The following is a 23,767-nucleotide window of genomic DNA, read 5'->3' as shown; positions in this document are numbered from 1 at the left end:
TAAAGGTCTTTTATGAGGGCAGAATTCATTAGGAACTTTTATCCTTTTCAAGTAATTCTATAATTTTATCGAGCTTCTTATCTATTTGAATTGATTGATTACTTTTTACAGAAGAGTTGATAAGTAATCTACGAATAAATAGCGTAAAAGAAACTGCAAATAAAGCAATAAGGCCTATTATTATGCACAGATATACTATTGAAGCTATATTAAAACTATCCATATTAAATTACCCACCTTTCATTTTTATTTTTCTAAATTATTTGGTAGGATTTCCGTTAAAAACCTAATCTATATTAAAAACAACAGTTTTTACAAGGACATTATTTATTTTTTTAGTATTAACCATTCTTTGAATACAGCATTGTTATCTAAATCAAAATAATGTTTTGTGAATCTAATAAACTCTTGTGTATCCACTTCCTTATAACTATAAAGTGCATAATAGCTTTTCAAGAACTTTTCTGCTTCTTTCTTACCGCCTCTTTTCTCAAAAAGCTTCCATAACATTGCATTTGATTTTCCATAAATATATGAACTACTGCTTTCACCGTATTCATCCAAAGGTAAATTTACTGGTAACGGTTTAAGCTTTTTTATTTCTCTATCCATTAATTTATAAGGTATATCTTCTTTTGACTTTGAAGTGAAATATAAAAGAGTAGCAAAATCCGCAAATCCCTCATCTAGCCAAGCATCATTGTAAGGATCGTTGCTAATAACACCATAAAACCATTGGTGAGCTATCTCGTGAACAACTATCCTTTTTAAAGATTCATCATTAACAGAAGCAGTGTAAATTGAATTACCTGTAACAATACCTGGATATTCCATTCCTAACTCATCCAATATAATATCTAATTGTTTAAAAGGATACGGACCAATGTTCTCTTGGAAATATTTTAACGCCGACGCCGCTTCTTCACTTATTTCCTTATACAAAGGATTATCTTTATCCAGCCCAAAAATCCTGATATTTACGTTATCTTGTTCTCTTTCAACAACTAATGGTTTTTTTAGCAACGCTATAAAAATCTCTTTTACATTTTTAACTTCAAAAGCACCTTTGCTGTCGCTTGGGTATTTATCATCTTCACTTGTTGAAATAAAAGTATACTCATTAGGAATATCATATGTTACTTTAAAATCGCTAAATGCTGTGTGATAGGTTTCTCCCTTAAAACGATATTCCTCCTTATTCCATTTATGATCTCTATACGTTGCAACCATTGGATAGAATTGAGCTAGATAATAATTCCCGTTATTCTCTGTAAATCTCAATCCTTTTTCAGGTAAGGTGAAGTCATATGAAAAGTTTACTTTTAATGTTTTTTGTGGATTTAGTTTTTTATCTAGAGTAATACGTAAATTATCTTTTTCTAACTTGAAATTAGCAGCTACCCCATCAACAGTAATGCTGTAAAATTTAATTGCTGAGGGATTATCTAGATGAGAGGATTCTTTATTAGTAAACATATTGGGAATAAAGTAAAAGACCAATTCTCCCCACGAATCCTTTGAAATATTTTTTATAGTTACTGTGGAATCCAAGTGAAATTTACCGGTATTATCCATATTTAACTTCATATCATATTTGCTATCACTTCCTGGAGGTACCCCTTGTGGAGAATACTTTCTTTTCATTTCTTTTTGCGCAACCGTATAATCTGTGCTTTTTACATTATTCGTTATACCCCAACTAACACAGATTAACAAAGCTATAGCAAATATAAATAGGATAACTTTTTTTCTGTTTATTTCCCTTCCCCTCCTCATAAATATCCAATTGTTCAGTAACATTGTAAATTCTAGAAATGTACATATATTTCCTTTTAATTACATATCAATAAATTACTTATGTAGAGTAATAAGGAGGAGATTTAGTATGAAAAAAGTAGTTCTGTACGGTGGAATAATTCTTTCTTTTATTTTAATGTTGGCATTTAATTTTTCATTTGTACAAGCTAAAAGTGTACAAAATAAAAACCTCTTCAATAAGGAATGTTGGGAACGCTTTAATGACAAAGTAACACGGGACATAAAATCCAACTTTCCAGAGTTAAAAGCATTAGATAACCCTAATGATCCTGTTCAAGAGTACACACATAGTGATCTAGATAAAGCTATGATGGCTACTGGAGGTACAGCTGCTCCTTATATAGAACCTGTTTACCAATTATTTTCAGGAGCTTTCACAGGAGAACCGAAGTTCTATGTTGCTCAACCAGAAGGTTTAATTGCAACAGAGAAGTATGACAGTGGGTTTGTCGGTTATTTCTTATATAAAAAGGATGAAATGAATGTGATGATAAAATTGAGACCTGGAAAAACCTCTTGGGATATTGTGGACAAGAACGAGGCAAAGGGTAAGATAATACCGTGGAAGTGTGGAAAATAAAACTGATAGAATATATTGTAACGTCGCGTATATAAATAATATTCTTTATATAAAGAATAAAGCAGGTTTAACCCTAAAAATCACTACCTCTTTTAGAGTTAAACCTGCTTTTATTTACAACTTTACTTATTAAATTCCATTTTCCAACTAAAATATTCATTATCCGCATTTTTTTCATATTTTAAATTCGCATCAAATTTATTACCCTTTTTACTCGTAAGACCTTTAACTGGAGCAATACCGTTTTTCAATAATGCCTTAACCATCGTTTTAGTTGGCTTTTTCTTCATTGTTGCTAAAAACTTATCATTTTTCCAAATAACAAATTTACAACCATTCTTCCAGTTGCTACATCCAAATCCTTTTTGACCTTCAATAACGGCGTGTCCACATACTGGACATTTTCCCATTACTTCATTTGGTTTACGTTGAATAGTAACTTCGTTTATTGTTACTTCTTCCTCATTTTTAATTGTTTCTATTGATTTTGTAGTGAAGTCAAAGATGAATTGTAAAAATTGCTCTTTGGTAAAAGTTTTTTTCTCAATATCATACAATGATTTTTCAAGTCTTCCTGTAAACTCAAGGTTAAACAAATCTTTAATTGGAAAGGTCTCCACTAGCTTTCTTCCCAACTCTGTACATAGCAGGTTTTTATTTTGTGTAGTTATATAGCCTACATCTTTTAGTTTTTTTATTGTTTCAGCTCTTGTGGCAGGAGTCCCTATACTAAACCCACTTAGAATTGCATTTAAGCTTTCTTCGTCTGTACCTTCATCATCATAATTCTTACCACAGGTTTCCATAACCCGTAGTAATGTTCTTTCTGTATGTTGCTTAGGAGCCTGCGTAACGTGTGTAGTAACTTCATTCTTTGTTTGTTCTACAAGTTCGTTCACCTGTACAAGAGGCAAAATGGTATCTTTTGACTGAACTTTCTCTACTTTCTTCCAACCTTCTACTAGCTGCACTTTTCCTTTAGAGATAAACAGTCCTTTTAAATTAGCATCAAGAATTTTAGTTTCAATCCTCGTTTCCTCATACTCAGCTACTGGCATAAATTGCATAATAAACCTGTTCTTTATGGCCTCATACACCTTATCTTCGTCACTGTTCAACTTTGTTGGCTTCAAATAAGTAGGTACAATTGCACTATGACTCTCTACTTTTGCGTTATCAAATACCCTTTTTGACTTAAAGAATTTTATTTCGTCTTTGTATGGTAGATCTTCTGAAAGAGCCTCTAAGACTTTAGCAGTTTTCCCTACAAGACTTTCCTCTAATGCTATACTCGCTGTACGTGGATAAGTGATAAATTTTTTCTCATACAATGACTGTGCAACCTTTAACACTTTATCTGAAGTCCAGCCTTTGTACTTATTAGTAATATAACCTTGAAGATTAGATAGATTAAACAAGAACTGTGGGTATTCTTTCTTTTTTTGAACTTGTTTATTACTAATAAGGCCTGGCTTATCTTTTAATAAATTTTGAAGTTCTTCTAACGTTTCTTTACTTTTAAATTTTTCTTCTTTTCCTTCAATATATGTCCCATCATACTCTTGCTCATCCTTCGTTTTAAAGGTCGCCTGCAACTTAAAGTAGTTTTCAGGTACAAAATTTTCAATCTCTTTGTCCCGATCATAAATAATCTTCAACGTCGGAAGCAAGACACGACCAATATTCAAAGCTTTACCTTTACCTTTTTGATACTTAAGTGTAGCCACCGATGTTAAATTAATTCCAATAACCCAATCCGCCCATTGGCGGCTTACTCCGGCATCTTGTAATGGTTTCAATTCTGCATTCAATTTAATATTTTTTAAACCATTCATAACTTCAGCTGGTGTCCATTCGTTCAATAAAAGCCTGTATACAGTTTTATCAGTCTTAAGGTTATAAATAATGCTATCTCCGATAACTTGACCTTCTCGGTCATAATCGCAAGCTGAAATAATCCCATCAACATCTGGTCTTTTCATCAAGCTTTGAATAATTTTCAACTGTTTTTTTGCACCTGTATCTGCTTTCTCTCGATTTCTAGGGTCACTTTTAACTTTATACTTAAATACTTCAGGAATAAAAGGAAAGTTATCCATTTTCCAAGAGGTCATCTTTTCATCATAATCTTTTGCATCATACAATTGAAGCAAATGTCCAAATGCCCAAGTAACAATATAACCATTCCCCTCAAAATACCCATCCTGTCTATTCCCTATTTTGAGTGCATCCGCAATATTTCTAGATACGGATGGCTTTTCTGCAATAATTAATTTCATTTGATTAATCACCTTACATAAAAAAATAAATGTCAATCTTAACTTTAACATATTATAAAAGATATCAATATTTTAATTACTAAAAAACAATATTTAATAATCATATTATTAACTTTAGTTGTATACTCCATTACTCCTTAATGAAAAACAAATTAAAAAGAAGAGCTTCAAGTAAATCAACTTAAAAACTCTTCTTTTAAAAAGCTTATGGATTTATCTGTTTACTTTTGAATCATAACAAAATACTTTTTGATTTGTGATCGCTCTAATTTATAATTCTTTAGCTCGCTCAATATTTGTTGCGGAGTCCAATCTGAAGGATTCCTTTCGCTTATCTTTACAAAGAAACCTTTAACATTTTCTTTTAAAGCATTTAGATTGTAATCATTTAACACTAGGGTTTCTTCTGGTGCAAAAGCTTCACGATGTGATTTATTAGCGGGATGAATCAATATAGGTGTACCTACTTTATCACTGTATTCTGTATTAAACCAGTTCATACTGTTAGAAATTTGTTCTGCTTCAGATTTATAAATCTCAGTTCTTGACTTTTTAACTTCATTTTTGGCTTCTATTATTAAAAACTCATCTTCATATATATTCCACAGTATATCACTACCTACTCCATATGCTTGCTCAGGCTGCTGTGTCTCGAAACCTAAACATTTACCTAATTCCGCAAAGGCTCTTTCAAAGGCTGAAGAAGAGTTTGGTTCAAACATTAAATTATCGAGAATTTGGGTCATATGCAGTGTTATTGCATTTGGCTCTATAAAACGTTTTATAAACTCTTGAACTTTTATAGATTGTTTAGTTTGCTTTTTTAGTAACTTAACATAGGTAGTTCCACTGGGTGGCCGTAATAAATAAGAATTCTTGCTATGAGCTGATAGCTGTAGCTCTATTGCCTTAGCTCTGTCACTATTATACATATACGAGGCTGCTAGTTGTAAATACCATCCTTCGTCATCCTGTACAAGGTCTGTTATCTCATTTAAAATAGATCTAATCTGCTCAGCTGCTCTATTATCTTGTCTAGCTAATGCTAGATCAAAGGCGTTTCGCTCTCTCTCAGCTAAATCAATTAAGCTCACATATCTAGAAGGTTTTTTAGTTTTAGTAATACGTTGCTTATGTAATTTAACCCAATTTTCATCTCTCTTTAATGCTTGTACCATTGTCTTCACTAATAAATTTATAGGCTCTCCTCCACCTTCTTTTTTCACTAAACCAGCAACCTGAGTGCCTAAATTTATTTGAGTAACTGTTTGAGGTGACATTAAGCTTTGAAATTCATTAGTAGATATAGTAGAAACAAGCTCAGATCCAACTAATAAAATGACTGCATAATCATTTACAGACCGAACTGCTCTTCCTAATCCTTGTTCAATCTTTTGAGCTTGGGTCATACGCATTATTTTAGAGTTTGGTCTAGAATATAGACTATGTTGTTCTAAAAGTGATGTAGACACAGGCAGATCATCTATAATTAGAATTCTACAAGCGTCACCTGGCAAATCAATTCCATCATATCTATTAGAGAAAACAATATGATTCCCATTCGATTTCTTAAGTTTATTAATAACATCAGTTATTTCTTCTGGTTGCGGCTGCACAAAATTATTTTTTTTCCATAACTCAGCCCTTCTATGTGAAGATACAATTGTTACAACATTATATTTCGTAATTGCTCCAAAAGCTGTAGCAATTAGGTCAGTTTTTAATGTTTTATCAATGTTGTAGGGCGCTAATATCATCTTTTCTCCAATATCACTAAACGTATCAGATTCTATGGAAGACAAAATTGCTTTTTTGTCAACCTGCATATCTCTTATTAATGAAGAATCATCATTTAAAGTTGCTGACATAAATATTCTTCGTTTAGCTCTATAGTAAGATGGAATTTTTTGTATCGGCAAACACTTAGGTGAAATCTCTATGGATTGACTAGATATAAACACGTGATAATGCTCTAAGTAGTCTCTAACTACTGGCCACTTAAAAACCATTCCTTCATTATCTTTGACAGCTTTTGATAACAGTTCCGTAACTTCCTTTATTCTTTCTTTCCACGACCAATATGGAACAGTAATTATTCCAAATCTATCTCTACCCTCTATAACGTCCATTGCTGTACCCATCGACTGCGATAACAGAGATTCTTTGAACATAGTTACTAAACTAGTATATACTACATTAGTTGAAGGGAACCTCAAAGTAAAAACATCTCTAGCTTTATTTAAGGCAGCGTGAGCATCATCAATTACTACGGTACCCACATCTATTACAGGTTTAGAAGCATCACCTTGTATTCCGAATGCCGACTTAGCATTAAATAGCCTCTGAAATGTCGTGACTAATATCGCTTCACTATTCAAAAACTCAGGAGGTATACCTTGTTTTCCAAAGGGCATAGCATTAATCCCCAAGTGTTTTGCATCGTTTAATACTTGTTCAACTAATTGGTTATCCAAACATAAATATAACGCAGGTCCAACCCCTTCATTTATGGAAGATTGTAGTTGTAATAAACCTACAGTAGTTTTGCCTCCGCCCGTATTCATTTTTATAATTGAATCTTTGTTTTGTCTTTGTTCGAACCATTTTTCTAAAACTTTTTCTTGATCCCCTCTTAAATAAGAAAATTTACTCTGATTATCTCTAACTGTGGATTCGAAAATCTCTTTAGGAAATATTGCTTTTTGTTGATCATTATCATCAAATAAGTCTAAAAAGTTTACCATCTTATTCCTCGCTTCTATTAAATTGATTGATTTACTAAAAGTTCTAATACAGGTATATAATACTACTAATATTTCAATATATCCAAGTTTTAGTTTAACAGTTGAATCTATTTCATCAATGTAATAAATGAGTCATCTCAGCATATACTTTTCTTAAATATTTAATGTCAAATAATTGGTCTAATTCAAGATAGGCTCTATAAACTACTGCTTCCAATGAATTATGCCCCTGTATTCTTTCTATTTCTTTTAACTTTCTATTTATTACGCGTTTTGAACCTTTAAAATTCTCACCCACTTCTAGAAGAATGATCATCATATCATACATTATAGTGCAAAGGACTCTTGGAAGTTCATTTTGGTATCTTCTAATTAGGTCTAATGTAGATAAATGATTTAGCCACACAGGATTATCTACGTCGTCGCGTATGGTTAAATGCCCTTTTATAGTTGTATCTAAGCATTCTAAAGTACAATTAATAATAGGTTCTTCTCCTACTTCTTCAAAATACGGATTAAATACTTTTCTAACTCCGTCTCTATCTAAAAAAAGCATTGACTTCTTCTCATTGCAGTAACTGCAAGAGGGAACTAAATTATGACTATGAACTGCATACTCAGGAAAATCATCCTTGGGTAAGTAATGATCTAAGTAGTTTGTATCCCCTAAACCACAATAAGCACATTTAGTAGTATAATGTATATTCTGGTTTTTAATAATAGCATCTCTGAGTTCCCGAACTGATTTTGTATTACCATTATAACAATGTAATAATGCTTCTTTTTCAGTTGGAGTAAACTCACCAAATGGAACGACTCTTTCAAGGTATTCTTTATGGGTTTCATATAATTCATAACACTCTTTTACGTTCGTAAAGGTTTGAGTTTTTAAAGACTCTGTTCCATATAGAAGGTTGCGGTACTTTTTGTGCTTACTTTTTGCAATTTTCTCATATTTTTCAAAAGGCTCTATTGAAGAAAGTAAATTCAGTTTGTAAAAGGTCACTTTCAATCACTCTCCTTCAAACAAGCTGGCAAGGTACAACTGAGTTTTTAAACTTAATCCATTGTCAAATAAATTGATAATCTCTTCTTCGTCTAAATCTCCATTCTTAGACCATTCAATTAATTTAGATCTATACAGACTTTCTCCATCTAACACATTAAAGATATTTGCTGTTATATCGGAAACGTTGTTTCCAAATGTCTCGATATTAGGTCTTGAATAATGGATTGTATTATTATCTATAGTAAAAAGCTTTCTTACATATTTCGATGGTATTTCTTGTACTAATATTGGAGAATGCGTACATAAGATTGCATAAGATTTAAACCTCTCTAAGATGCCATAATAAATTCTAGCTAAACTTGCAATAGCATTTGGATGTAAAAACAATTCAGGTTCATCTAAAAATATTAATGAACCATCTTCAATTTCACTTAGCAATCTACACAGCATAGAGATAAAAATACTCTGCCCTGAACTGAATATTCCAGTGAAAAAACCTTCATATTCAAAGTCTTCTTTTAATTTATAATTCAATATATTAGAACTGTTAATCGATTCTATAAATACTGACTGGCGTTTGTTAAGAATTATTTTTTTATATGCTCTTTTATTAATTTCAATTAAATCGTTACTAGAATATATAGAGTTATCTACTTTATGTAATCCGATATAGGTATAATTGTTAAACTTTGTTTGTTCCTCTTCTAAATCATTAATTTTTCTAGAATCAAGTTCTCTATTTACTGTCCCTTTATAAAATTTATCGAATACACTAAAAGAGATGGCAATTACCTTGTTATATATAGGAATTTTTTCATCCAATTTGCTAGTTCCTGTTTTCTCAATATCTATAAATCTATTTTTATTTTCAGGTTTAGAACTATCAAATAACGATTCGGCAAGCTGGTTTAATAGTCTAGTTTTACCGACACCATTTTTCCCTACAATTGTAAACAGTCTGTTTGGCAAATATTCATCTTTTTTTCTAAAATCTATATTGATTTCTTTAAAGCTTTCACTATTAGGATATAATTTGGCATTAAAAGTAAAATTATAATCTCTATCCTGGCTTCCTTTATCTAGGAAATACTTGTCTCTAACATCAGAATACAAGAAACGTCCTTCGCTCGATCTAAAAAAAGAATCTTGTATACCCTTATGTTCTAAATCGAATTTTTTATTTTCTTCAATGCCGATCAATGAAATATCGTTTATTCTAGTTAAAACTTCCTTTGCTCGATCTCTTCCAAGGACATTAAGTAGGTTCTGATACAATCTTTCATTAGTACCTAATGAAATATAATCATCAGTTAGTTCATAAAATTCCTCAGGAATAATAGCTCCGGTTACTTTTTCAGAAATATGTAGAATTCTTATGAAACCTATCTCAAAAACCTTCCCATCTTTCCAGACGTCTAGACAGAAAGTAGTTTTAAATCCATAGTCATCCCAACGATGTTCTGTTAACACAATGGATACTCCAATTATTCTTTCAAATTTAAGCTGATTTAATCTTTTTTCATTGGCTGTTTGAGTATAAAACAATGCTTTCCCCCCTCTAATTTAAATTGAATTCCTAATGTTATAATTTAGAGAACAATATATACATTACCATTTACACCTATAAATAGTATTTTTCATTTATTAGTAATTTAAATATTTCGCATACATAATTCTAATAAGTATTTTTATATAAAAAACAAGAGAACTAAAATAATAAAACCCTACAGTGGAGAATGTAGGGTCCAGTAATAAAGATTATTATGCATTAAAAACTTTCTCCAGAATATCTTTGTTATCTTCATAATCCTTACTATTTAGTAAGCTATATTTAGCATTTTTGAGAATGATAACTTTATCAACCGTTATGTCTTCGTAATCTTTTTCATCAAAACCTAAAGTTGAAACAATTAGCTGTGTATCTTTATCATTATTAGTAAATATGTAGTTAAATAAAGCTTTTCGTTTATTCTCATCTAACTCCACGTTATTAGGGCTATCAAGAATCAAAGGAAACTTAATACTATCGCCATTAAGCTCATATTTTACTTTTAATAAATTAAAATACCAAATGATTGTGGAGATGGGTACATTACTTCCTCTTGCTGTAAAATTACTTTTGATATTTTTAACTTTATTCATTGAAATTTCTTCTAATCCAAAATCCATAATTGAATTACTCATATATTGCTTATATAATTCATTTGCCTTTTTCTTTAACTTATTATAACCAGCTAAAGTCTTTTGGTGTAAGTTTACTTCTTCACTATTATTAGTTAGCTTATTTTCAACTTTCCCAAATTCTTTTATCATATTATCGTGGGTTTCCAAATATCCTCGATGTTTTAACACATCGGAAATATTGACATTGTGTACGTTTATTTCTCTTTCGAATTGATTAAATCTATTCAGTAATTTTGTATACTGCTTTTCTTTTATCTCTAGCTTTCTCTCCACTTCCAATATTAATCCATCAATCTGATCTTTAATAATGTAAAAATCCTCTAATTCACTATTCTCTGAAATTCTTAGTCCAATATCTGTTATATGCTGAGAACAGGTAGGACATAAATTTTCATTGACTTTTTGAACGTTTCCCTCCTTAATTTTTTTAAATTTTATAAGTTCGTCAATATCATTTTCTAAATCAATTTTTTCATTTCTTAATGCTATAAGACCGTTCTTAGCCTTTTTAAGCTTGACAACGAGGTCAGTATATTCTTGTTTACTTTTCTCCAGCTCTACATCTAAAACTGTCTTTTCAGTAGGGGCATCTATTCCCTCTAAATAGTATTTAACTCTTTTTAGCATACTTTCTATGATGAGTTTTTCCTCTAAAAGTGTTTTTTCTTCTTTTTTTAATCTTTCAATTTCCTTTAAAGCTTCAAAATAATCCTTTGTGAATACACCAAAATGATTATAAATAACATTTTCTTTGTAGTTTGCATATTGAGACAGTGATTTAAAAGATGTAAAGTTTGACCCATTCATATGATCTTGATCAATATAATTCAATAAATAACTGTATACGGGTGGAGTTATTTCTAATTCTTCACTTTCTCGATTAGGTAACTTTACGCAAAAGCCATATAATTCATTTAAATACGAAGATAGTTTTGTTCTATTGGAAGTATTGAAAAGATTTTTAAAATCCTTCGAAAACACTTTAAATAATTTAATATTTCTGTATATATAATATTCATTGCCCTTAATATCAATATGAATTAAATATATCTTTGTGGATTCGTCCCATTTATCATCAAAGATACTATCTGCTCCTAATGTATGATACAAACTTTTTAAGAGGATTGATTTCCCTACATCGTTTCCACCCTCCTTTTCAGAAGTGATTACATTAATACCTTTTTCAAAATTCACTCGTTTGGCAATTTTATTCTTTAGCTCAAATATAAATAAGCTTTTTATGAATAAACTTTTCATAACTCATATATTCCCTCCACAAAACGCTTCAATACTAATAAAACTAATACCTTTATCTCTTCTTCACTTATCTCAATTGTTTTCTTCCTGTTCATTTTCTCGCTAATAACTTCTATAATTTCAAGATCTGATCCTGGAATGAAATTTATATTTCTTTTAATATATTGGATAATTTCATTTTCAATGTATTGGAGGTGTTTACTACTGTGTAAGCTTCTTAACACCTGGGATAAAGCTTTATTTAATTTAACTCTTGTTCTAAAATCACTCTTATATTCTTCATTAATAAACTCTTTGACTGTATCTATAATGTTGTCAGTATTCTCAAGATAATTATTTAGCACACTATCAAGAAATGAATTGTCTATGCCCTTTTTCTTTAAAAGTTCTTCATATGAAGTTAATTGCAACTCAAAGGATGCTTTATTAAAAATCTCACTGGACAATATTCTATATAAAGAATTTATTTTTTTAGGTTCACAGTTAAACTTTTCTTCAAAAAACAAAGCTGTTTCACCAATCAACGTCTTTTCTGGATCAATTAAATCTATGCCTGTTTTTATGAAGTTTGAATTCTCTAAGGTTATTCCCTGTTCTAATTTAAGCTCTTCTTTAATACTTTTTTTTATAAGTAATATAGCCCTGTTTTCAATATCTTTTAATTCAACTTTTTCAATATTGTTATGGATTTTTTTTCCATCATTAAGTGGAGCATTTGATACTAATGAAATAACGGTTTCATCACATTCTTCTCCCATTTGATTGTATTTCAACCTATATAGTTTTCCTAAAATTGAATCTCCACTCTTATTCTTTTTTGTTAGCTTTTCTACAGTATATGTGCCGTTATTATTTTGTGTCTTTACTTGATAAAACTCAAAACAATTCTCTTTATGAACTTCAATGTCACAACTGTAATCAAAAACTACTGTAAATTCTACATTCTCTCTGTATAGCTCTAACATCTTTTTCAAACCCCATAAGATTTCATTACGAAATCTATTTTTAGCCATTGATCCAGATAAATCGTAAGGAAGATTCATATAATAATCAGCTAACGACAATTTTATGCCACCACCATCATTTTCTACTACTACCAATAATACAATAAGAAAATACTAATATATATATATATTAGTATTTTTTTCAAAAAGATTTAAAAGCCCACCTAGATCTTTTGATATGAAAACAGTAAAAAATACCTGTAATTAATAGTATTTGTAGGTATAATTATACTATTAATTAATTTGGAGGTTGGGTATAATGTTTGATTCTGAAGAGTACCAACTATTATTAGATGGCTTTATAGAATATGCAACAGAACACCTTAAACTGCAACTCAGCACAATTTCTAGATATAAAGTTATTCTTGATGATTATTTTCAAAGTTATGTAATAAATAAATGTTCTGTTGATGACTATGACGCAATTTTCAGTACTGAAAAATTATCTTTAATAACAAGAAAATCAAACAATGTTCGACCTAGCTTAATAAAATTTCTAGAATTTTTGCGTGATGAGAAACTGATAGATGAAAATAAATATTTTCAACTTGAAAGTAACATAAAAGCAACTCAAACTTATGTCCCAGAAAATCCAGACAGAGATGATAAAATTGAATTTTTAACTCCTAATGAGATAAGAAGGTTATTTAGTGATCGATTAGAGTTTAAACACGAGTATGAAGAAAAAACTATACCTCTATATTGCGCTCTATCTTTCTTTTATATGTTTAAACAAAAAGATATTATAAAACTAGAATTATCTGATATTGACTTAGAAAATAAGCGAATAAAAAATGTTAGAAAAGCTAATAATCCTGAATCTGAATTAGTAGAATGGCTATCTTTGAATCAAATTACACTAGATTATATACAAGAATATCTTCCCTATCGCGGCTCTTTAGAATTTGATGGTACAGAACTTTTAATAATGTCGAATAGGGATGGAGATATCATTGGTCCTCTAGATAATGAAAAAATCAATAGATTATTTAGATGTCTACACAGAAGGAGCAATGCATTATTATTTGGAAATAAAGGAATTCACTCAGAAATGCTTATGCGCAGTATGATGCTATATATTCTTTTATCAACAGATGGCCAGGGCCTTTATCAAATGCTACTAGAACAAGAAATGAATAATAGTGCATTAGAATATGCTTTTAACGAGTACGTATCAATTGTTAGAGCTAGGAATCAAAATAACATTATAGAAAGATACAGTATTGAAGATATATTACCTAATAAAAAGAGTACTAAACAAAACAAAGAAGATGTTATAAAAGGAGCTTACTCAGAAACTAATGATATAAATGAAAATGACATAGGAGATTACGATATGAATAACGAAAGAAACCTTGAGCAAAACAAAGTTTCTATCCAAAGAATGGTACGAGATAGTAGAATTTCAAGGCAACTAAAGGACTTGTACGAAGATAAGTGCCAACTATGTAATCATAAATTAAGAAAATCGAATGGAGATTATGTCTCTGAAGGACATCATATTAAACCATATAATAGGATTCATAGAGGCGACGATAATAGTCATAATATGATTGTTCTATGCCCAAACTGCCATACTCAATTTGATGATCTGTATTATGCTATTCATCCTGATACTGAAAAAGTTCATTGTATTTTCGGTGAAGAGGAAAGATACCATTTATCAAGCCTTACTATGCATAAAGGACACCATTTAAACAAAAAGTATCTTGAATATACTTGGCAGCTATTTGAAGAGAAAAAGAGCAAGACACATAGAAAAATAACAATAAATAAATATTAACTAACTTAAAAAGAACCTTATGCAATAAGGTTCTTTTTATTAAACTGCTTCATTTGCACAAAAAAATTTTGTCTTAAAGTGTATTTCTCTTTTTCTGATAGGTGTTCCGCCTTCTCATAAAATTAATAATTGCGCCTATATCTTAAATAGCCCGTTTATAACTTTAAACAGCTTTTCGAATACACTAAAACATTTTTATCAACAGAGCTATTTAACATAGCTATTAATCAAGTCATCTATCTTTTCAAAGATAAATTAATTTATTAATTATTCGCTTTTAAATTCCAATAAGTTACTCTTCCTGACTTGTGATGTTAAAACACGAATTTTATTTTCTTTTTCCATATCTATTTCTTTCCACGTTTTGATTTCTTCGTATTTATCATTTAGCTCTTGCTGTAATCCTCTATTCTCCATTCTTAGTAAGTGATGGTCAATAACATTATTTAAAAGCTTTTCATATTCTTCTGTTAACTCTTTAACTTGTAACTTTAGCTTGCTTATTTCATCTTCATTAAAAATTTCACTTTCATTTTGAATCGACTTATCTATATATTCTTTTAATATTTGATCGTTATACAATGTTTTTCTAGAAATATTGACTTCTTGAGCACTAACAATTGATACCTTAGTTATTTTCTTCTCTTTTAACTCCTTAATTAGTGAATTTTGTTCACTTCGAGCTCTTTGTAAATAAGTTTCTACACTAACCAAACGATTAATACTTTTTTGTGGAATGTTATTTAAGTCTGGTAACCCAAACTCTTCTAACTTTTTAGCAACTACTTCGGTTATTTGAGAATCCATTGTTCCATCTCTCTTTCAATTAAATTAAGATTATCTACAAATTCTGAAAGATAGGGATACTGTTTACAAACATTCACTCTACCATATAAATCTAAATCATTTCTAAGAAGTTCTATTTCTTTTTTCAATGTCTTGTTAATAAATCCTTTTAGAGCATTTTCCTCTCGTTGAAATTCGTTTATATAACGATTATCTTTTTCAGCTATCATTCGATTATGATTAACAACTTCTAGCTTTTGTTTGAAGCGTTCATAATTAAGATTAAGGAATTTATAATTTTCTAGTTGAATACCGATAAAATAGTTATCAGACATTGTACTAAAATATTTTTTTCTTTCACATAATCCGTGAATTAAACTCTTCATACACATTCCAAATTCATTCTCTGCAATTGTAGAATTCGTCTTTAACATCATTTTGAAAATCTTTTTTGTATCATTCAATATATTTAATTTATTCTGTTCAAGAAACTGATTAATTTTCTTTATCTTATCAGTAATTTCCTGATTTTGAACTTCAGATTTTATAAATACATCACTTATTTGCTTGGGATCTGTCTCCAATAGCCCCTGTTCATTTGTCATAAAAGAAAGGATTTTCATATTTTCTTCTAATTCATTTTTAAATGTATGGCTCTTGTTATAATATACAGTCATATCTTCTGAGAGGTGGTTCATATGCTTAACGATATAATCTAAGTGAACTTTTTGCAGGAAAAGCTTTGTACAAACTGTCACCCTAAATCTATGAAGATTAACGTGTGGGTATTTGATATTCTTTACCTTTTCAAAAGACATCTCTTCTCTTTTATCTACAGTAAACATCTTTTTATATTTACTAAATGCTTTGATTTCAAAAAAATTGATTAATTCTCTTTCCTTTTGGGATAAGATACTTAAATCAATCTCTTCATAGTGCCTAATTAAAAACCTTTGAAAATGTTCTCTTAATACGCTTGTTCCCTTCCTAAGTTCTCCTGTTATGGATGAAATAAAGATAAAACTTTTTTGAGGTTTATCTAACTTGCTAGCAGCTGAATAACTAAAATTTTCATTTGTTACAAGGGCCTTTCTTTTTCGCGAATTCTTTTTTGAGGTTTTATATACACTGTGTTGTTTTAAAATTTCTTCTACAAATAATTCTGCTTTCTGATAAGCTTTTGTTGCTAGTGAACTCATATAAGTGTATGTTTCTGTAGCTTCACTGGTCCCTCTAGTAGTTTTAAAAGTATTAAATATTAAATAATTGGCACTACCTTTGTTGATTTTAATACTATCTAGGCTATTGGTTTTTAATAAACTTAGCTCTTCTGCCCTCATCCCCGTTTCACCTAAAATAATTAACAAACAAGAAAAAATTTTAGAGTCTACTGACAAGTCTTTATTATCAATATCTTTTACAGCTAATGATATTAGCTGATTTAAAAATTTGTCTGGTATATATTCGTTGGTTGAAGATGTGGGTGTTTGCAACTGACTATAATGTTGGACTTCCTTTAAGTATGATATAGACTTAACATAACGGGTAGTTGCTGCTGTTTCTTGAATGACATACAAGAGCTTTTTGAAGTAAATAGCTTTTTTTTCAGTACGAGATGGCTTGTTCTTTTGTTGCACTAAATCAATATACCTTTTTACATCGTCATATTGTATTAGCCTTGGATCTGTGCAACCATTACTATATAGCCATCTGGATATGTGAATTGCATTAGTAGCCGTTTGTTTTACACTACTAAACTTATTTTTTTTTATCACAAGTTCTTCTAGGGTTAATAACTTGATAGAATCTTTGTAAGAGATGGGGGCTCTAGCAAAGTCATATCTATAAAACTGTGGACTCCTATTGTTAGTATTACAATGTTCAAGATTCCATTTATCATCACTAAATTTTATATTATGATGAATATAAAAATCCACTTTATAATCTTTTAATGCAATTTCTTTTTTTGCATTTAAAATTTCGCTTATCAAATTATTTGAAAATTCATATATTTTTTCTGTCATTCCTGAATGCCCGCCTTCATTCTATACATATCTGCTAAATATTTCGCTATCAACTTTTTTTCCACATTAATTTCTTGAATTCTTAAATCATCATATGCTGTATTTAATTCCTCATTGTTCTTCGATAATAACTTCTCAAATGCTGGAATACGATTAAGGTATGTGACAAAATGTTCACAATGCAAACACTCACCAACATCTTCGTAAGAGCAACTGTTCTCTTTACAATTTCCTAGTCCTGATTTAACGATTTGCTTTGTTTCTACTGGTTTTTCTTTAGCTAGTATTTCACCATTAACAGTCACTTCTGCTATCGTTACTTTTGCCATAGCTTCTACGTACATATCAATTTCGTTAAACATTCTGTAATGTTTATTTGCAGTCTTGTAGCTATTTCCTGTAATTTTAGCTATTTCAGGAATAGTTAACCCATTACTTATACCTTCTTTATAGACATTACTAATGAAGGTATGTCTCAAGCTATAAGGTGAATACTTTTTTTCCAATATTCCCCTCTTAGCATTTTGGACTTTGTTAAAGTAAGTATAGAAATCCAATCTTATGTTTTCTTTTCTTATCCTTCTTTTATACGGAGCTATAAATATATATTTCCCATAAATTCCATCATCTACAAATGAGTTAGTTAATTCAATTGCCCTTTTTATTAATGCAATTATTTGTTTTGAAATTCTTGTATAAACATATTCTCCGTTACTTGTTTTTAATAGGCGTTTAAGCTCGATTACATCTTTGGTTTTGCTAGGGTCGAGACAGTCTCTCTCAAGATTCAATATCTCTCCTATTCTGAGATTGCTGTATATAAATAGTTCGAAAACGATTGTATATAACTCTCCGTTTAATTGATTCTTCTCCATTTCCTTAAAACCTTGATAGAAAGTTTTTAAGTCTCTATCTGTCATCGGATTTGCTCCTTTACCTTCTTCCAGACCTTTTAATGTAAGAATATTCATTACAGTATTTGAAATATTATATTTCTCTTTATGAAAATCTAAATATTTTCTTATTGATTTTAAGCAAGACTTTAATGTCGCCTTATTTGAGTACATATTTTCAAAATAACTTCTAATATAAATTACAAATTCTTCACTAAACTCTTCCTTCTTCTGGTTAATTGCTTTGATATTTCGATAATATTCTTTTTTCAAATTTAAACAAACTTTTATATATGATACTTGCCTTACTTTAGTTGTTATATATCCGTTTGCATACCATAAAAAGTTAAGAAGATCTTCTTTATATACCTCAGATACGCTAGTAACATCCACATAAATCCAACCTTTATTGCTTGCGTCAGTGCTACGCTCTCGATCGTTTGAAGGTAATATACAAAATTTATCTACTTTAGGAATATCTTCTTGTTTGCTATAGAACATAGGAGTATACTTCTCCTTATATAGCTTAAAGAAAGACTTAGAGCTTATAGCAATTTCTAATGGTTTAGAGAACAATTGCTCTCCAAGTTCTTTTCTACACTTATAAGTAAGATACCTATAAAAATGAAGTAATAATTGCTTAACGCCCTTACCTCTGTCAACTTTAGGCATTTCTCCAACTAAAGTATTACCTATGCATTCGAAAAATTGAAGCTGTTTAAAGAATAGTTCTTCATTAAAGTCCTTAACAGACTTAATAGAGGTTGATCCAACACTATCTATAAAGTAATATGAAAAAATTTTGTGCTCCTTTAAATCTGGATTTTCTCCATAGAGGCCTGTTTTCGGAAAACTTTGAAAAAAATCTTCTAGCACTAGTTTGATAATTTTATGGTCTGTTCTTATATTAAGGTTATATACACCGGAAGAACCCTGAATCATATATTCAAATTTTGTATCAAGTGGAAAGTTGGTGTAGATTGTTTTGTGTAATTCTCGAGTTTTCTCATTACCATTCATTTGTAATAAGTAGACTCTTACAGTATTTACCAACAGATGTTTATACTCATTAATTTGTATAATATTATCAACATTATTTAATTCATTTGTTTTAACCATTAATATATAAAAATGATTAATTAAATTTTTATAAAATTTAAAACCATAAGCCAGTTTATTTTCTACAATACCTTTAACTATTTTTAAAGATTCATTTTTTAATTTACTTTCTTTTAATATTGCTTCATTTTTCAACTGAGTAACTAATTGGGTGTGGTGTAATTCACATAATTGTTCCCAGGTAAAATCTTTAATACTTTTATTAGAAATATTAAGTATGAATAATACGAACATCACGATATCATATCTATAGATCATTTTCTTTTCAAATTGATCTGCATAAAGCTTTTTAATTAATATTTGTACCATTGGGTCTTTAACACGTTCTTCAATTATCTTGTATATAAGAGGTTCAAATTCAACTAATAAACGCCACCCACTATTCATTTTGGCCCTCCGTAACTTTTCTTATTAACTCAACTTGTATCTTTTCAGTAGATTTTAAAATCTCCTCTTCTGTAGGATTAAAGTACATCATAGTAGATGCTAAAGATTTATGCCTCATCAACTTCTGTACCTCGGTAACATCCTTTTTCAAGTCTTTTATTAAAAACATAGCATAACCGTGTCTGAATCTATGGCTTAAGTTATGACGCTTATTTCCCTTGTCTATTGGTATTTCTAATTCAACAAAAAGATTTTTCAAATACTTGCTCCATCCACTCGCGGACAACGGACTTCCATTTTTATTCAAAAATATATAATAATTTGGTATGTCCTCATTTTCTACAGAATCTCCATTTGCGTAGGAAATAGTATTGTCTAGGTACTTCTCAGATTTCTCAAATATATTTCTTGACTCATTTATATAAGCTTTTAAGCGCTGGGTAATTAATTCCGGAAGAACAATCTGTTGATAAGATTCTTGATAAAAAGTTGTTGTATAGACACTTTTACTTTTGGGTTTGAAAGCTCCCTTCGCAGATTGGTAAGGTCGATCAGTCATCCTATTTCTAAGCTTTAATATACTAGCACCCCTATTCTCAGGGTGTGAATGTATATCCTCCAAAGTTAAACCTAATACTTCTCCTAAACGCATCCCCTGAGTAAACATCAAGTCGATGATTAGAAGGTTTCTGTTTATGAAATCCGTGCCCTCTTCTACATCATTAATATAATTTATAATTCTTCTATACTCTTCTACAGATATATATTTAGGCACATTTTTACGAGGGTTCGAGTGTCTATCCACACTTGTTTTATACCTCTCCACTGTTATTTTTTTCGCGTGTTCCATCATCCCATAACCATTTTTCTCAACCTTTACTTGTGATTTTTCAAAGAATATGGAATTATTAATGTCCATTTTTTTCAGAAAACTCCTAAATACCTCAAAATATCTTTGGTGTGTTGAGATAGCTCTAGACGTTTTCAATTCCCATCTACTATAATTCCCTTCTGAGCTCAACCCCAAGATGAACCTAGATAAATTACTAATATCGACACGAGAAAAACATTCAATATCTTTATTAATTATTCTTGAGAAAGAATACAATAACTTTAGCGCTGTAGAGTGCTGCTCTCTTGAATTAATACTTAATTCTTCATCCTCACCATTCAAATAATCGAATACTTTTTCTATAACTTTACGGTTTGAATCTAATAAAAATATGTATCTCCGTCCTTTATGTAGTTTACTTATTTTTCTAATATCTATTTCATCTACCAGTTGACCATCCCTGTATATTTCATAAGTAAAGCCATAGTTATTATCGTTTTCTCTGACTATTTTCATAGAACACCGCCCCCTTATCTTAATTATTTAAATTTTCTTAATTATATCACTATTGTTATGAAACTCAATGTATTTTACACAAATATTTAAGTAAGTATATGTATTTTATATACAAAAAAAGAGGGACTATGAATTTACTCAATTCACAATCCCTCAAGTTAGTATATCTTCCCGCCCCGCATCTCCCGCATGTATAATTTCTGTGACCGTCGGCTTTTTAAGCAGCTTTTTTACCACTTGAAACTGCTTCGCTTTTGAGCGCGTCACTTCATATTGAAAACGGTCTGGAATCATCGGCAGCGTGTCAATTGACCACTTTTTCCACTCCGGCTTATAATCTTCCGGACTTACAAGCTGACATAAATGCCCCACTGCCCACGTTACATATGCTCCGTCTGTAAACACTTCATTCGGTGGAATCTCTAAATAGCCGTCGTGACGCTTCGGCTTAAACTGTGAAGCGAGCGTCGATCCTTGATCCGGCTTTTCTGCAATAATTAACTTCATGTATTTAATCACCTTACATTTCAAATTTCCATGTGAAACTTAGTCAGTTTTATTATTTTATCATAGAAAGAGCTGTTGGAGTATGAATGGGGAAAAAAGTAGCTTAGATGAGAAATACGTATCTCATTTTAAAAATGTGTCAGTGTCCGTTATACCTTTTCAAAAAAAAAGCTGTAGATTATTTTCTACAGCTTCGATACACATCTGAAATTTTCTGATAACAGCGATTATCATATCGACTAAAACAAATCTCCTTTAACACGCGTTATGAAATAATCACCAACCAAATATACAAACCAACAAGCGTAATAAACAATGTCGGAATCGTTAAAATAATACCCGTTTTAAGATACGTTCCCCAGGAAATTTTCACGCCTTTTGTTGACAGAACATGAAGCCATAAAAGCGTCGCTAAAGAGCCAATCGGAGTAATCTTCGGGCCTAAATCTGATCCAATAACATTTGCATAAATGAGCGCTTCCTTGATCGTTCCGGCTGCGTGTGTTGCATCGATTGCCAGTGCATCAATCATAACGGTTGGCATATTGTTCATAATCGATGAAAGAATAGCCGCAGTGAATCCCATACCAATTGTTGCTGCAAACAGTCCATGGCTGGCTGTTGCTTGGATCACGTCAGCCAGAATTTCTGTTAAACCAGCATTACGCAAGCCGTATACAACGACATACATGCCGATAGAGAAAAAGACAATCGCCCATGGAGCTCCCTTTAGCACTTTTTTTGTATGAACCGCTCGGCTTTTTTTTGCCATCATCAAAAATAGGATAGCGATAATACCTGCGATGATCGAAACAGGGACGCTAAAGAATTCTCCAATTAAATAGCCTAGTACTAACAAAACTAAGACAATTCCAGATAGCCGGAACATCTTTTCATCTTTGATGGCATCCACTGGCTTCTGCAAATCTGCTACATTGTATTTCTTAGGGATTCTTTTGCGGAAATACACATACAAGACCATAATACTTGCAAACAGAGAAACCAAATCTGGAACAATCATGCGGGATGCAAATTCAGAAAAGCTAATACCAAAGAAGTCGGCCGATACGATATTCACTAAGTTACTAACAACAAGCGGCAGCGAAGTTGTATCCGCAATAAATCCACTTGCGATAATAAACGGAAAAACCATTTTTTCGTCGAACTTTAATGCCCGAACCATGGCTAAAACAATGGGTGTTAAAATCAACGCTGCTCCGTCATTAGCAAATAGCGCTGCTACAACGGCTCCAAGAAGAGATACGTAGACAAACATACGCACGCCATTCCCTCCTGCAGCTCTAGCCATATGAAGCGCTGCCCATTCAAAGAAACCAATTTCATCTAAAATTAAAGAAATAATAATAATAGCAATAAACGTAAGAGTCGCATTCCACACAATGCTGGTTACCTCAAGAACGTCTTGAAAATCAACAACGCCTGCCAGTAAAGCAAGGATAGCTCCCCCGCAAGCCGACCAGCCGATTGATAAATTCTTCGGCTGCCAAATGACAAAAATTAGTGTTACTAAAAAAATCAATGATGCTAGTACAACCGATGCCACTGTTTAAACCTCCAATTATTCACAACAACTAATACGCAGTCCTTGTTTTTCTAGCTCTTTTAAACGTTCGTCCTGACTTGGTACAGATTCAAGTATACCTAGAACAAACTCATAGTACTGGCTTTCTTTATTAAGAGAATAAAAAACCCATTGCCCTTTTCTTCTTTCCTTCACAAGCTCAGCATCTCTTAATTTTCGTAAATGCTGACTAATTGAAGGTTGGCTAGCTTGATAGATATCCACGAACTCACACACACAGCATTCATTGTTCTCTATTAATTTCACCATCGAAAGCCTTGTTTTATCCCCCAACAATTTTAAGATTTGGGCTGCCTTTTCAATACTATCTATAGATTTTGTACTCATTAATGAACACCTCCTACTCCCTTTCAGCTGATGTATAATAATGGGCTTATGTATTAATGCTTCATTACTATAATTGATTTATATATTATTTACAACTCTTCTAGCAAAATGCAAT

At 30.9% G+C, this 23,767-nt stretch carries 16 protein-coding genes and 1 pseudogene; 2 read left to right on the top strand and 15 right to left on the bottom strand.

What is annotated here, in order from left to right; translation table 11 throughout:
- Nucleotides 1-28 precede the first annotated feature (28 nt).
- Nucleotides 29-223 (bottom strand): DUF4083 domain-containing protein, encoded by a 195-nt coding sequence (locus tag MMB68_RS10490; protein WP_277548832.1) that lies wholly within the window; start codon nt 221-223, stop codon nt 29-31.
- A 104-nt stretch (nt 224-327) separates the two neighbouring features.
- A complete protein-coding gene (locus tag MMB68_RS10485) occupies nt 328-1,800 on the bottom strand; it encodes a M1 family metallopeptidase (RefSeq protein ID WP_277548830.1) in 1,473 nt (490 codons plus the stop codon).
- Nucleotides 1,801-1,885: 85 nt separating this feature from the next.
- Here MMB68_RS10485 and MMB68_RS10480 point away from each other — a divergent pair, with 85 nt between their 5' ends.
- Nucleotides 1,886-2,398: a hypothetical protein gene (locus MMB68_RS10480; RefSeq protein ID WP_277548828.1), complete on the top strand. Its 513-nt coding sequence runs from the start codon at nt 1,886-1,888 to the stop codon at nt 2,396-2,398.
- A 122-nt stretch (nt 2,399-2,520) separates the two neighbouring features.
- On the opposite strand, the gene MMB68_RS10475 is transcribed toward MMB68_RS10480, so the two are convergent.
- From MMB68_RS10475 to MMB68_RS10450, 6 genes are all read right to left on the bottom strand, one after another.
- On the bottom strand, nt 2,521-4,677 hold the full coding sequence (locus tag MMB68_RS10475; RefSeq protein ID WP_277548826.1) for a type IA DNA topoisomerase: 2,157 nt from the start codon (nt 4,675-4,677) through the stop codon (nt 2,521-2,523).
- A 221-nt stretch (nt 4,678-4,898) separates the two neighbouring features.
- The gene (locus tag MMB68_RS10470; protein WP_277548824.1) at nt 4,899-7,421 is read right to left on the bottom strand and encodes a DEAD/DEAH box helicase family protein; all 2,523 of its coding nucleotides are present in this window, start codon (nt 7,419-7,421) and stop codon (nt 4,899-4,901) included.
- Nucleotides 7,422-7,536: 115 nt separating this feature from the next.
- On the bottom strand, nt 7,537-8,433 hold the full coding sequence (locus MMB68_RS10465) for an HNH endonuclease (RefSeq protein WP_277548823.1): 897 nt from the start codon (nt 8,431-8,433) through the stop codon (nt 7,537-7,539).
- Complete coding sequence (locus MMB68_RS10460) at nt 8,434-9,975, bottom strand: AAA family ATPase (RefSeq protein ID WP_277548822.1); 1,542 nt, start codon at nt 9,973-9,975, stop codon at nt 8,434-8,436.
- Nucleotides 9,976-10,191: 216 nt separating this feature from the next.
- Nucleotides 10,192-11,871, bottom strand: a complete 1,680-nt coding sequence (locus tag MMB68_RS10455; protein ID WP_277548820.1) for a hypothetical protein — start codon at nt 11,869-11,871, stop codon at nt 10,192-10,194.
- Nucleotides 11,868-12,935, bottom strand: a complete 1,068-nt coding sequence (locus MMB68_RS10450; RefSeq protein WP_277548818.1) for a dsDNA nuclease domain-containing protein — start codon at nt 12,933-12,935, stop codon at nt 11,868-11,870. Before MMB68_RS10450 ends, MMB68_RS10455 begins: the two co-directional genes overlap by 4 nt.
- A 199-nt stretch (nt 12,936-13,134) precedes the next feature.
- Here MMB68_RS10450 and MMB68_RS10445 point away from each other — a divergent pair, with 199 nt between their 5' ends.
- Entirely contained in the window at nt 13,135-14,658 is a 1,524-nt protein-coding gene (locus MMB68_RS10445) for an HNH endonuclease (protein WP_277548816.1), read from the top strand.
- Between the two features lie 267 nt (nt 14,659-14,925).
- Here MMB68_RS10445 and MMB68_RS10440 read toward each other — a convergent pair whose 3' ends face one another.
- The 7 genes and pseudogenes from MMB68_RS10440 to MMB68_RS10410 form a co-directional block, all read right to left on the bottom strand.
- Entirely contained in the window at nt 14,926-15,465 is a 540-nt protein-coding gene (locus MMB68_RS10440) for a hypothetical protein (protein ID WP_277548814.1), read from the bottom strand.
- Nucleotides 15,450-17,468: a hypothetical protein gene (locus MMB68_RS10435; RefSeq protein ID WP_277548812.1), complete on the bottom strand. Its 2,019-nt coding sequence runs from the start codon at nt 17,466-17,468 to the stop codon at nt 15,450-15,452. Before MMB68_RS10435 ends, MMB68_RS10440 begins: the two co-directional genes overlap by 16 nt.
- The gene (locus MMB68_RS10430; protein WP_277548811.1) at nt 17,465-19,867 is read right to left on the bottom strand and encodes a site-specific integrase; all 2,403 of its coding nucleotides are present in this window, start codon (nt 19,865-19,867) and stop codon (nt 17,465-17,467) included. Before MMB68_RS10430 ends, MMB68_RS10435 begins: the two co-directional genes overlap by 4 nt.
- The gene (locus MMB68_RS10425) at nt 19,860-21,215 is read right to left on the bottom strand and encodes a tyrosine-type recombinase/integrase (protein WP_277548809.1); all 1,356 of its coding nucleotides are present in this window, start codon (nt 21,213-21,215) and stop codon (nt 19,860-19,862) included. The genes MMB68_RS10430 and MMB68_RS10425 overlap by 8 nt, the downstream gene beginning before the upstream one ends.
- A 168-nt stretch (nt 21,216-21,383) precedes the next feature.
- Nucleotides 21,384-21,722 (bottom strand): annotated as a pseudogene (locus MMB68_RS10420) (toprim domain-containing protein); the annotation flags it as partial.
- A 265-nt stretch (nt 21,723-21,987) separates the two neighbouring features.
- On the bottom strand, nt 21,988-23,286 hold the full coding sequence (locus MMB68_RS10415; RefSeq protein ID WP_115653665.1) for an arsenic transporter: 1,299 nt from the start codon (nt 23,284-23,286) through the stop codon (nt 21,988-21,990).
- 15 nt (nt 23,287-23,301) lie between these two features.
- Entirely contained in the window at nt 23,302-23,652 is a 351-nt protein-coding gene (locus MMB68_RS10410) for an ArsR/SmtB family transcription factor (RefSeq protein ID WP_013056623.1), read from the bottom strand.
- Nucleotides 23,653-23,767: the final 115 nt, after the last annotated feature.

This window comes from Priestia sp. Y58, assembly GCF_029522095.1.
In the GTDB taxonomy this organism is placed as follows: domain Bacteria; phylum Bacillota; class Bacilli; order Bacillales; family Bacillaceae_H; genus Priestia; species Priestia megaterium_E.
This window is presented reverse-complemented; position numbering and strand designations above follow the sequence as displayed.

Coding starts and splice junctions, on each gene's coding strand:
- MMB68_RS10410 (WP_013056623.1), bottom strand. CDS start 23,652: ATGAGTACAAAATCTATAGATAGTATTGAAAAGGCAGCCCAAATCTTA.
- MMB68_RS10490 (WP_277548832.1), bottom strand. CDS start 223: ATGGATAGTTTTAATATAGCTTCAATAGTATATCTGTGCATAATAATA.
- MMB68_RS10445 (WP_277548816.1), top strand. CDS start 13,135: ATGTTTGATTCTGAAGAGTACCAACTATTATTAGATGGCTTTATAGAA.
- MMB68_RS10440 (WP_277548814.1), bottom strand. CDS start 15,465: ATGGATTCTCAAATAACCGAAGTAGTTGCTAAAAAGTTAGAAGAGTTT.
- MMB68_RS10430 (WP_277548811.1), bottom strand. CDS start 19,867: ATGAATAGTGGGTGGCGTTTATTAGTTGAATTTGAACCTCTTATATAC.
- MMB68_RS10480 (WP_277548828.1), top strand. CDS start 1,886: ATGAAAAAAGTAGTTCTGTACGGTGGAATAATTCTTTCTTTTATTTTA.
- MMB68_RS10470 (WP_277548824.1), bottom strand. CDS start 7,421: ATGGTAAACTTTTTAGACTTATTTGATGATAATGATCAACAAAAAGCA.
- MMB68_RS10485 (WP_277548830.1), bottom strand. CDS start 1,800: ATGTTACTGAACAATTGGATATTTATGAGGAGGGGAAGGGAAATAAAC.
- MMB68_RS10425 (WP_277548809.1), bottom strand. CDS start 21,215: ATGAAAATAGTCAGAGAAAACGATAATAACTATGGCTTTACTTATGAA.
- MMB68_RS10455 (WP_277548820.1), bottom strand. CDS start 11,871: ATGAAAAGTTTATTCATAAAAAGCTTATTTATATTTGAGCTAAAGAAT.
- MMB68_RS10475 (WP_277548826.1), bottom strand. CDS start 4,677: ATGAAATTAATTATTGCAGAAAAGCCATCCGTATCTAGAAATATTGCG.
- MMB68_RS10435 (WP_277548812.1), bottom strand. CDS start 17,468: ATGACAGAAAAAATATATGAATTTTCAAATAATTTGATAAGCGAAATT.